This window comes from Pseudomonas sp. HMSC065H01 (genome assembly GCF_001815235.1).
Lineage (GTDB): Bacteria > Pseudomonadota > Gammaproteobacteria > Pseudomonadales > Pseudomonadaceae > Pseudomonas > Pseudomonas aeruginosa.
The window spans coordinates 1-7,458 of the sequence record NZ_KV819849.1; the positions used below are offsets into that span (position 1 = coordinate 1).

The window sequence follows — 7,458 nt, forward strand, 5'->3', positions numbered from 1 at the left end:
CTGGCAACTGCGCTACGACTACGACTTCGTCGCCCTGGGCATTCCCGGGCTGACCGCCATGGCCCGCTACGCCAGCGGCGCCCATGCCCGGACGAAGGCGATGGACGACGGCCGCGCCTGGGAACGCGACGTGGACGTCGCCTACGTGATCCAGAGCGGCCCGCTGAAGAACCTCGGCCTGCGTTGGCGCAACGCCATGCTGCGGTCCAACCATGCCGCCGATGTCGACGAGAACCGCCTGATCCTCTCGTATTCCCTGCCGCTGCTCTGAGCGCAGGGCCGTTCTCGCTGCTGCCCGATAACCGGCGATTGTCTGATTGGTGAAAAGGTATTGCCTGGGGTTATCGATGAATGCGCAGAAGTGATTATCCGCGCGGGAGCAGCCTGGCTACAGTCGGCCCAACGCAAGCGGCCATGCCGCCTCCGCGTCGAACAACAACAAGAAGGAAGCCCTCCATGAGCGCCATGAACGACCACGCCAGGCTGCTGTCCTCGGCGATCGCCACCAGCCGCCTGCGGCTCCTGCCTTTCCTGGTCCTGATGTATGTACTGGCTTTCATCGACCGGGCCAACGTCGGCTACGCGCGGGCCTTCCTGCAAGCCGACACCGGCCTCGGCGATGCCGCCTTCGCGTTCGGCGCGAGCATCTTCTTCATCGGCTATGCCTGCTTCGAGGTGCCCAGCAACCTGATGCTGCACCGCCTCGGCGCCAGGGTCTGGCTGTGCAGGATCATGGTCACCTGGGGCCTGGTCTCGGCGGCGATGATGTTCGCCGACGACGCCATGACTTTCTATGTCCTGCGCTTCCTGCTGGGCGTCGCCGAGGCGGGCTTCTTCCCCGGCATCATCCTCTACCTCACCTACTGGTTCCCGCAGCGCAGCCGTGCCCAGGCGCTCGGCCTGTTCTATTTCGGCCTGCCGCTGGCGCTGGTGCTGGGCGGTCCGCTGTCCGGCTGGCTGCTGGAGTTCCACGGCATCTTCGGCCTGGCCAACTGGCAGTGGCTGTTCGTCACCGAGGGCCTGCTGGCCTCGCTGGTCGGCATTGCCGCCTACTTCTACCTGGTCGACCGCCCGCGCGATGCCGGCTGGCTGAGCGACGAGCAGAAGCGGGCGCTGGAAGGCGAGCTGGCCGAAGAAGACACCCGCAAACAGGCACGCGGCCCGCACGGCTTCCTCAGCGCCCTGCGCAGCGGCCAGGTGCTGAAGTTCTGCCTGGTCTACTTCACCATCCAGATGAGCGTGTACGGCGTGGTGTTCTACCTGCCGACCCGCATCGCCAGCTTCCTCGACGGCCAGGTCGGCCTGAACGTCGGCCTGATCACCGCGATTCCCTGGCTCTGCGCCCTGGTGGTAACGCGCCTGGTGACCCGCCAGGCCGACCGCAGCGGCCAGCATCGCCAGCTCGCGGTGGCCATGCTGGGCATGGCCGCAGCCGGTATCGCCGCCTCGGCGCTGGCCGGCAACCTGGGCCTGGCGGTGATCGCCTTCTGCTTCGCCGCGTCCGGCTTCGTCTCGGTGCAGCCGCTGTTCTGGACCCTTCCCACCGGCTACCTGAGCGGTGCGGCCGCGGCCAGCGGCATCGCCCTGATCAACTCCCTGGGCAACCTCGGCGGCTTCGTCGCGCCGAACCTCAAGACCCTCATGGAAAGCCAGTTCGCCGACCCGCGCGCCGGCATGTTCGCCCTGGCCGCCGTCGGCCTGCTCGGCGCCTGCCTGCTGACCCGGCTGAAGACCTCCGGATCGTCGTCCGTCCCGCTGCGAGCGCGGCAGGCCGGCTGACCCACACTACGCACCGATAGGAGCTGCGACATGAAAATCAAATCCGTCCGTACCCGCGTCTTCGAATGGAAGGGCAAGGTCGTCCCGCCGCAGGCGCACTTCTGCACCAATGCCAGCGACATCCTGTTCGAGAAGGGAGACGCCATGGGTTCGTTCCGCTTCCACGGCTGGCTGGTGGTGGAGATCGAGACCGACGACGGCCTCGTCGGCATCGGCAACTGCGCCCTGGCGCCGCGCGTGGCGAAGGAAATCGTCGACCTCTACCTGGCGCCGATCTGCATCGGCGAAGACCCGTTCGACAACGAGTACATCTGGCAGAAGATGTATCGCCGCACCCACGCCTGGGGCCGCAAGGGCATCGGCATGGCAGCCATCTCGGCGGTGGACCTGGCGATCTGGGACATCATGGGCAAGGCGGTGAACAAGCCGGTGTTCAAGCTGCTCGGCGGCCGCACCAAGGAGAAGATCTGGACCTACGCCTCGAAGCTCTACGCCAACGACAACCTCGACGCCTTCCTCGAAGAGGCCCAGGGCTACCTGAACCAGGGCTTCACCGCGCTGAAGATGCGCTTCGGCTATGGCCCCAAGGACGGCCCGACGGGCATGCGCAGGAACATCGAGCAGGTCCGCGCGCTACGCGAACTGGCCGGGCCGGACATCGACATCATGCTCGAATGCTACATGGGCTGGACCCTGGAATACGCCCGGCGGATGCTGCCGAAGCTCGCCGAGTTCGAACCGCGCTGGCTGGAGGAGCCGGTGATCGCCGATGACATCGAGGGCTACGTCGAGCTGAAGAAGATGGGGATCATGCCGATCTCCGGCGGCGAGCACGAATTCACCGGCCACGGCTTCAAGGACCTGCTGGAGCGCCGCGCGGTGGACGTCATCCAGTACGACACCAACCGCGTAGGCGGGATCACCGCCGCGCGCAAGATCAATGCCATGGCCGAGGCCTGGTCGGTGCCGGTGATCCCGCACGCCGGACAGTTGCACAACTATCACCTGACCATGGCCAGCACCGCCTCGCCGATGGCCGAGTTCTTCCCGGTGTTCGACGTCGAGGTCGGCAACGAGCTGTTCTACTACGTGTTCAAGGGCGAGCCGCAGCCGGTCGACGGCTATATCCAGCTGGACGACCACAAGCCCGGCCTGGGCCTGGAGATATCCGAAGAGCACCTCAAGGATTTCATCATCATCGAGTGATAGTCGGAGCCCACAGGAGGAGCCGAGATGCGGCTGATTCAATTCGAGGACCGGGCAGGGCAGCGCCGGGTCGGCGTCGTCGAAGGCGCCCGGATACAGGTGCTGCGCGGCGTGCGCAGCACGCGCGAACTGGGGCTGGCGGCGATTCGCGCGGGCAGCGGCCTGCACGACGAGGTGCTGCGCCGAGGCAGCGAGCCAGGCCCGGACTATGCCGGGTTGCTGGAGGAGGGAAGGGTGCTGCCGCCGCTGGATCATGACGACCCGGCCCATTGCCTGGTCAGCGGCACCGGCCTGACCCACCTGGGCAGCGCCGCGACGCGCGACCGCATGCACCAGCAGAACCAGGGCGACGAGACCGCGCTGACCGACACCATGCGCATCTTCAGGTGGGGCCTGGAGGGCGGTAAGCCACCGGCGGGCCAGGTCGGCGCGCAGCCCGAATGGTTCTACAAGGGCGACGGCGGCATCGTCGTGCGCCCCGGCGCGGACTTCCCGCTACCGGCCTTCGCCGAGGACGCCGGCGAGGAACCGGAGCTGGTCGGGCTCTACCTGATCGGCGATGACCGCCGGCCTTACCGGCTCGGCTACGCCCTGGGCAACGAGTTCTCCGACCACCTGATGGAGCGCCGCAACTACCTGTACCTGGCGCATTCCAAGCTACGCGCCTGCTGCTACGGGCCGGAGCTGCGAGTCGGCGAACTGCCGCGCCACCTGCAGGGCGAGAGCCGGATCCTGCGCGACGGCGAAGTGCTCTGGCAGCAGGCGTTCCTTTCCGGCGAGGACAACATGTGCCACAGCCTGGAGAACCTCGAGTACCACCATTTCAAGTACGCGCAGTTCCTCCGTCCGGGCGACGTCCACGTGCATTACTTCGGTACCGCCACGCTGTCCTTCGCCGACGGGATCAAGGCTGCTCCGGGGGATGTCTTCGAGATCGCCATGGCCGAGTTCGGCGCGCCGCTGCGCAATGGCATCGCCGCCGTCGAGACCGCACTGACGCCGGGGCGGGTGGTAGCGCTCTGAAGCCCCACCGCCGTGCATAGGCCGGAGCTCCACGAGAGACCCGCGGCACGGTTTCCTTCATTCCTGCGGAGCCTTGGCTCCAACCCCGCCGGCCATCCCCGGCGGGGCTTCCCCTGTATGAGGTCGACATGACAGCCATCCTCGGACACAACTTCATCGGCGGCGCCCGCAGCGCGGCCGGCACGCTCTTCCTGCAAAGCCTCGACGCCGCCAGCGGTGAGGCGCTGCCGTACCGCTTCGTGCAAGCCACCCCGGAAGAAGTGGACGCCGCCGCCGAAGCCGCCGCCAGCGCCTACCCGCACTACCGGCAACTGCCGGCCAGCCGCCGCGCGGAATTCCTCGATACCATCGCCGCCGAACTCGACGCGCTGGACGATGATTTCGTCGCCATCGTCTGCCGTGAAACCGCGCTACCGGCCACGCGCATCCAGGGCGAACGCAGCCGCACCAGCGGCCAGCTGCGCCTGTTCGCCGAAGTCCTGCGGCGCGGCGACTTCCATGGCGCGCGCATCGACCGCGCCCGGCCCGAACGCAAGCCGCTGCCACGCGTCGACCTGCGCCAGTGCCGGATCGGCCTCGGCCCGGTGGCGGTGTTCGGCGCGAGCAACTTCCCCCTGGCGTTCTCCACCGCCGGCGGCGATACCGCCGCGGCCCTGGCCGCCGGCTGCCCGGTGGTGTTCAAGGCGCACAGCGGACACATGGCCACCGCCGAACGGGTCGCCGCGGCGATCCTCCGCGCGGCCGAGCGCACCGGCATGCCGGCGGGCGTGTTCAACATGATCTACGGCGGCGGAGTAGGGGAGCGGCTGGTACGCCACCCCGCGATCCAGGCGGTCGGCTTCACCGGTTCGCTGAAGGGCGGCCGCGCCCTCTGCGACATGGCGGCCGCCCGGGCGCAGCCGATCCCGGTGTTCGCCGAGATGAGCAGCATCAACCCGGTGGTGCTGCTGCCGGCGGCGCTGAAGAAGCGCGGCGAGGCCGTGGCCGACGAACTGAGTGCCTCGGTGGTGCTCGGCTGCGGCCAGTTCTGTACCAATCCCGGGCTGGTCATCGGCATCCGCTCTGCGCAATTCTCGGCGTTCCTCGAACGCTTCGCCGCCCGCATGGACGACCAGCCGGCGCAGACCATGCTCAACGCCGGCACGCTGGCCAGCTATGAAAAAGGCCTGGCGGCGCTGCACGCCCACCCGCGCGTCCGCCATCTCGCCGGGCAACCGCAGGAGGGCCGCCAGGCCCGGCCGCAACTGTTCCAGGCGGACGTCAGCCTGCTGCTGGAGGGCGACGAGTTGCTGCAGGAAGAAGTCTTCGGCCCGGCCAGCGTGGTCGTCGAGGTCGCCGACCACGCCGAACTGAAACGCGCGCTGCATGGGCTGCACGGGCAGCTCACCGCGACCCTGATCGCCGAAGCGGAAGACCTGGCGTCCTTCGCCGACCTGGTACCGCTCCTGGAACAGAAGGCAGGACGCCTGCTGCTCAACGGCTACCCGACCGGCGTGGAAGTCTGCGACGCGATGGTCCACGGCGGCCCGTACCCGGCCACTTCGGACGCCCGCGGCACCTCGGTGGGCACCCTGGCCATCGACCGTTTCCTGCGCCCGGTGTGCTACCAGAACTACCCGGACGCGTGGCTGCCGGAAGCGCTGAAGGATGGCAACCCATTGGGGATTGCGCGGTTGGTGGACGGGGTTGGGACGCGGGCGGCGATTGACTGAAAGAGGAACCGGGCAAAGACGAGGTTCGGAGGATATCGGAGCCTCAGAGGTGTGCAGCAGGACACTGGAGGAGCCCCGGAAGAGGCCCGCCGGTGTTCCTGCCTGTAAAGCGAGTATCGATCCAGGGCTACCCGAGTGCTCCTATCGTCCCATGCCTGGACGCGGAAAAGCCGCTTCTCGGTGTCGAGGGATTCTCGGCCGATACCGCCACTTGCATCGGCATGAGACAGGAGGCGCGCCACAATCTCTCCGGGGGTCCTTCCTTCCGTGGCGAATGCCATGATGCCTCCCTGGCAGGATCGCCGCTTGGCTCCGTATAGCGCGATGGAGAAAAACACATGAGACAATATTGACTCATGTGAACTATATAAGCATCATGCGATCCCAGCGCTCGATCATCGTCCAAGCGGCATGAATAGCGAGTCCGGCCCAGCCTGGCCAGATCGAGCCGAGCGGACAACTGATGCGCGTGAGTGGCCGAACCCATGCCATCGCTGTAACGCCCCGGACAGAATCGTCTTCCGACGGCAGCCTCCCCCGACAGGTGGTTTCCCCGTGCCCATTCCCTGCCGGGCAAGGCACAGGTTGGCCGCCGCGCTGGACGACGACAAACCATCACCGTCCCGGCAGAGATCCTGGAGAACGACAATGCGTGCGATCGATGCCGGCATTCTGGTCTGCGGCGAGTGCCACCAGTTGAATCGCGCCGACGGGAACGAGCATCCGCGTTGCAGTCGCTGCGGCGCGAAGCTGCATCCTCGGCGGCCGAACAGCATTGCCCGTACCTGGGCGTTGCTGATCTCGGCGATGATTCTCTACGTTCCCGCCAACCTGTTGCCGATCATGACCGTCAACATGCTCGGCAAGGGCTCCCCGGCGACCATCATGGGCGGGGTCGTGACCCTGATCCAGGCCGACATGTTTCCCATCGCCCTGGTGGTGTTCGTCGCCAGTATCGTCGTCCCCACCTTCAAGCTGGTCGGCATCGCCCTGCTGCTCTATTCGGTGCAGCGGCACCAGCCGATGTCGGCCCGCCAGCGAATCATGATGTACCGCTTCATCGAATGGGTCGGGCGCTGGTCGATGCTCGATATCTTCGTCATCGCCATCCTCGTGGCGCTGGTCAATTTCGGCAACCTGGCGAGCATCGAGGCCAATCTCGGCGCCGCCGCCTTCGCCAGCGTGGTGGTGCTCACCATGCTCGCCGCCGTGACGTTCGACCCCCGGCTTATCTGGGACAACACCAATCTGGACGACGAGAATGAGTGATTTGCCAAGCCCGAAGAAACACAAGACCTCGAACTGGTCGGCGATCTGGGTGCTGCCGCTGGTGGCCCTGGCTATCGGGGCCTGGCTGGGCTGGCGCGCCTACGACCAGGCAGGGGTGCTGATCCAGGTGCGCTTCGAGAGCAGCGATGGCATCCAGGCGAAGAAGACCGAGGTGCTGTACAAGGGCATCGCGGTCCGCTGGATGTCAGCGAAGATATCAAGGGCGTGGTGGCCACCATCGAAATGGACAAGGAGGCGCGCCAGTACCTGAGCAAGGGTACTCGCTTCTGGCTGGTCAAGCCGCGGGTTTCCCTGGCTGGCGTCACCGGCCTGGAAACCCTGGTCTCCGGCGTCTACATCGCGGTCGATCCGGTGAAGGGCGAGAAGGAAGAACGCAACTTCACCGCGCTGAAGCAGCCGCCCCCCCTTTCCGACAGGCTGCCCGGCCTGCACCTGACCCTCAAGGCCG

General features: G+C 66.9%; 6 protein-coding genes and 1 pseudogene. All 7 read left to right on the top strand.

The features are described 5' to 3' along the window. A partial coding sequence (locus tag HMPREF3014_RS04850; RefSeq protein WP_141765442.1) for an OprD family outer membrane porin occupies positions 1-271 on the top strand: 271 nt, incomplete at its 5' end. 185 nt (positions 272-456) lie between these two features. After that, complete coding sequence (locus HMPREF3014_RS04855) at positions 457-1,779, top strand: MFS transporter (protein ID WP_023087528.1); 1,323 nt, start codon at positions 457-459, stop codon at positions 1,777-1,779. Between the two features lie 30 nt (positions 1,780-1,809). Continuing rightward, positions 1,810-2,985 carry an L-lyxonate dehydratase gene (locus tag HMPREF3014_RS04860; RefSeq protein WP_003113703.1) on the top strand — a complete coding sequence of 392 codons (1,176 nt, stop codon included), beginning with the start codon at positions 1,810-1,812 and terminating at the stop codon, positions 2,983-2,985. Positions 2,986-3,012: 27 nt separating this feature from the next. Continuing rightward, entirely contained in the window at positions 3,013-4,008 is a 996-nt protein-coding gene (gene araD1 / locus HMPREF3014_RS04865; RefSeq protein ID WP_023087527.1) for an AraD1 family protein, read from the top strand. A 128-nt stretch (positions 4,009-4,136) separates the two neighbouring features. Beyond that, the gene (locus HMPREF3014_RS04870) at positions 4,137-5,720 is read left to right on the top strand and encodes an aldehyde dehydrogenase (NADP(+)) (protein ID WP_016851648.1); all 1,584 of its coding nucleotides are present in this window, start codon (positions 4,137-4,139) and stop codon (positions 5,718-5,720) included. Positions 5,721-6,368: 648 nt separating this feature from the next. Beyond that, positions 6,369-6,989 (top strand): paraquat-inducible protein A, encoded by a 621-nt coding sequence (locus tag HMPREF3014_RS04875; RefSeq protein WP_003089139.1) that lies wholly within the window; start codon positions 6,369-6,371, stop codon positions 6,987-6,989. After that, positions 6,982-7,458, top strand: a pseudogene (locus HMPREF3014_RS33075) (MlaD family protein); the annotation flags it as partial. The gene HMPREF3014_RS04875 and the pseudogene HMPREF3014_RS33075, both read left to right, overlap by 8 nt.